Here is a 3,247-nt window from a genome sequence, read left to right as displayed (position 1 = left end):
CAGCCTGACCGATCTCGACAATGGTGATCTCAAACCCACCACCGACTTCCGGGACGTCTACCACGAGTTGCTGTCGCAGACGCTTCAGACCGACCCCACGCCGTCGGTCGGGACGGGCAGGCACAGTCTCGGGTTTCTCTAAGCAACGCCCAGGATCAGGATTCATTGGCCACCTGGAACGAGGGCCGCTGCCCTCATTGAGTCCGTTTAGAATCTCTCGCCATTGCGAGCCTGTCGACCCGAAACCCCAGGTGTAGAAGAACTCCCAGCTCTCGGCGTCGTCCTGGCGGCTGGCCCCATCGACCACGCTGCAGACACAATTGCCCAAGACTTCAAGACCGCCAGTCAGGAGGAGATCTCCCAGACGCTGTCCAATCTCGCCGAGGTCGAGTTCCAGAAAGTCAGCCCAAAGATTCGATGGCGCCAACGAAGCTTTGCCGATCTCCTACAGCGCCAAGGTATGGCTGGTCAACAACCCCAGCTTCGATGACAGTCGATCGCCCGGACCGGCGACGTGGGCTGTACCGCTCTGCGGCACCGTGCATCCCGTGTCCGTGGTGGCCGCGACGCTAGCTACGGTTGATTCGGCGGCCACTGGGGAACAAGACTCACTGACATGAAATGGAGCTGACATGGATACCGCAGAGGGCAGTTCCGGTGGCCCGACACCAGATACCGACGCCACTGAATCGGACCGGAGCGTCCCCAAGAAGGGCGACCCCGGTGCTTTTGATCCCCGCGACACCGCGCACCCGACCGGGCAAGCGCAAGCCGAGGAAAATGCAGAGAACGAGTCACCAAGCTGAAGCACGATGGGACGGGCACATGGGCTCGACGGAGTCGTGCTCTGCGGTTAAGTACGGCCTCCGCAGCTTGCGGAAGGCCGAGGCCCAGTGAATCGCCGGCGGGGCGCCAGGCTGTGCGGGCATGCGATCGCATACCCGTGCCCGGCGAGCTGAAACAGATCGAGCACGCTCACGTCTCCGCTCGAATAAATTGGTTTTGAATCGTTTTCGGCCATGCAGAGATCAATGATGCAGAGATCAATGATTGCTGCCGAGTCGCAGTGGGCTCGCTGAGTTAGTCAAGGCCCCCGCCAGAGCGTGACGCTGCTGGCGGGGGCTGACGCTGAACGAAGCGGTTAGACGCCGCGCCCGCGGGTCGTGGCTCCAACGCCGGTGCCAGCGTCAGTGTCGTTGCGGCGTTTCAGTCCCACGAGTCCAATCAGACCAGTGAGGCCCAGAAGCCCCCACAGACCTGTCTTGTCGCTGTGTTGGTCGTTGTTGTTAGCGTTGTTGTCCGCCAACGTCGTTGTCGTCGATGTCGGCACGGGTGCACTGTGTACGGTGGCATTGGCAACGCCAGCGCCGCCGAACAAAAGCGCCCCGGTGGCAGAGATTACCGCAATGGTCCTACGCATATTTACTCCTGAAAAGGTTTTTCTCGATCGAGCACCAGATGGGTGACCGAGGCAGAGTTTCGGACCAGTGTGTTCTAGTCCCCGCGAAGCAACGATAAGGAAAGGCCTAAGCGTCGCAAGGTAGCGAGTACCCAAGGACAGACTCCCGAAACCTGACACGAAGCAGATTCGGTCGGAGCTTCGGCTACGGACGGTTCGACCGCACCACCCTTTGCGGCATTTTTCGATGAGGACGTCGCGGTGTAGGTCGGGCAGTTGATCTAGCGCTAGCGCGGCCCCGGCTCGCGAGCCGTCATCGCCGACACCCGCCCGCAACCGTCGACGGTGCGACCAAGCCACCGGCGCCGCCAACGGATTCAGTTGGCGTCGCCCCGGCTTTCTATGACGCGTTGGGCAATGTCGACGAGCTTTATCTGACTTTCCTGAGATAACAGCCGCAGCATCTCGAAGGCGCGTATTTCATCGACGCCGTAGCGTTCCATGATGATGCCTTTGGCTTGACCAATACCGTCCCTGCTCGCTAGCGCCGCTTGCAGGTGCTCTGCGCCCCGCCCAGCCAGAATCGCGGCCGCTGCATGCGCAGCGAGCACAGCACCGGTCGTCTCAGCATCGGTGTCCCACCCATCAGCCTCGAAACCAAACAAGTTCAGCGCGCCGGCCGTGCGGTCTGCTGTGTACAGCTTGAACGACAGGCCACTGAGCACCCCGAGCTGCACAGCTGCCGGCGCATACCGAGGCCAGCGCGCCTCGCTCCGGAGATCATCGCTGCGCACAATCGTTTCTTGAAGAGCTGCCTCGGCGCAGGGTCCTTCGCCGAAATCGTGTTGCAGCTTGTCGAGCTGCGCAACCAGACCGGCGGTGTCTGCCAGGGACTCGAAGTGGCCGCCCTTTTTCACCAGCAGAACTCCCGCAAGGTCAGCTCCCGGTATCAGCTCCACTGCCGCGGCGGTCACATCGGCCAGAATGTGTTCGAGCGTGTGGGGCGCCGCAATCGCACGCGCAAGCTCAGCCATGCGCACAGCCAGGTCGTGCCTGGAATTCGGGTCCAAAGAGTTCATGCAATCCGATTCTGCACGACGCAGCCAGCCTCGGGATCAACCAGGTGACCAAGCCGAATGTCGATGTCGGTCACGCGTTGTTCGCCAATCGGGGATAAACGACCGCAGACTCCTGGCGGAGAGCCCCGGCAGCCGGGACATCAGCCTGCCGATCAGTACCCTCGGGGGCCCTTTTCCCCAGCACGCTGAGCCTGGACCGGAACATTCCTGACGTGACCGGGGGCGCCGTGCGCAACTTCGACGTGGACTTGGGCCGGGACCTGTTGGCAGTGCTCGGCAGTAGCGCACCGGTTTCGTCGTATCTCCCGACCGTGTTGGGCACCGACCCGACGCTCGACGCGACATCCCTGTTGAGCAGTGTAGTGACCGACCTGGGCCTGCCGGTGTGGCTTCCCGCTGGCGATCTCACACTCAACCTCACAGGTATCGCGGCCGAACTGCTCGCCGGCGTGGTTCCCTGACCCCGGTCCGCTCAGATCGCTCCTAGGCAGTCGCGGGCGATGGCCAGCTCCTCGTTGGTGGGAATCACCAGCACCGCGATCGGCGAGGCATCGGTGGAAATCCGCCGGGCCTCCTTGCCGGACTGCGTGTTTCGCTGCTCGTCGATCTTGATGCCCAGCGTTGCCAGCCCGCTCAGCGCGTCGCGGCGCACCGATGCAACATGCTCGCCGATACCCGCAGTAAAGCTCACCACGTCGGTGCGCCCCAGCACCGCCAGGTACGCACCGACATACTTGCGCAGCCGATGGATGAAGACGTCATAAGCCAA

The 3,247-nt window shown here is 62.5% G+C and carries 4 protein-coding genes and 2 pseudogenes; 3 read left to right on the top strand and 3 right to left on the bottom strand.

Going from position 1 to position 3,247, the window contains the following annotated elements:
* Positions 1-142 (top strand): annotated as a pseudogene (locus WBF82_RS02050) (DUF1501 domain-containing protein); the annotation flags it as partial.
* Positions 143-632: 490 nt separating this feature from the next.
* A complete protein-coding gene (locus WBF82_RS02045) occupies positions 633-806 on the top strand; it encodes a hypothetical protein (protein WP_424381439.1) in 174 nt (57 codons plus the stop codon).
* 335 nt (positions 807-1,141) lie between these two features.
* Here the strand turns inward: WBF82_RS02045 and WBF82_RS02040 are convergent, their stop codons facing one another.
* Both WBF82_RS02040 and WBF82_RS02035 read right to left on the bottom strand, forming a co-directional pair.
* Positions 1,142-1,420 carry a WGxxGxxG family protein gene (locus tag WBF82_RS02040; RefSeq protein WP_424381438.1) on the bottom strand — a complete coding sequence of 93 codons (279 nt, stop codon included), beginning with the start codon at positions 1,418-1,420 and terminating at the stop codon, positions 1,142-1,144.
* 356 nt (positions 1,421-1,776) lie between these two features.
* Positions 1,777-2,478 (bottom strand): GAF and ANTAR domain-containing protein, encoded by a 702-nt coding sequence (locus WBF82_RS02035; protein WP_424381437.1) that lies wholly within the window; start codon positions 2,476-2,478, stop codon positions 1,777-1,779.
* A 212-nt stretch (positions 2,479-2,690) separates the two neighbouring features.
* Here WBF82_RS02035 and WBF82_RS02030 point away from each other — a divergent pair, with 212 nt between their 5' ends.
* Positions 2,691-2,939: a hypothetical protein gene (locus tag WBF82_RS02030; protein WP_424381436.1), complete on the top strand. Its 249-nt coding sequence runs from the start codon at positions 2,691-2,693 to the stop codon at positions 2,937-2,939.
* Positions 2,940-2,950: 11 nt separating this feature from the next.
* Here WBF82_RS02030 and WBF82_RS02025 read toward each other — a convergent pair.
* A pseudogene (locus WBF82_RS02025) lies at positions 2,951-3,247 on the bottom strand (acetate kinase); the annotation flags it as partial.

It is taken from the genome of Mycobacterium sp., from assembly GCF_049673265.1.
In the GTDB taxonomy this organism is placed as follows: domain Bacteria; phylum Actinomycetota; class Actinomycetes; order Mycobacteriales; family Mycobacteriaceae; genus Mycobacterium.
The sequence above is the reverse complement of the archived record's forward strand: the minus strand, read 5'-3'. Positions and strand labels throughout refer to the sequence as shown.

Bases quoted from the DNA above. Each gene is read 5' to 3' on its own strand.
- WBF82_RS02045 (WP_424381439.1), top strand. From the start codon at position 633: ATGGATACCGCAGAGGGCAGTTCCGGTGGCCCGACACCAGATACCGAC.
- WBF82_RS02040 (WP_424381438.1), bottom strand. From the start codon at position 1,420: ATGCGTAGGACCATTGCGGTAATCTCTGCCACCGGGGCGCTTTTGTTC.
- WBF82_RS02035 (WP_424381437.1), bottom strand. From the start codon at position 2,478: ATGAACTCTTTGGACCCGAATTCCAGGCACGACCTGGCTGTGCGCATG.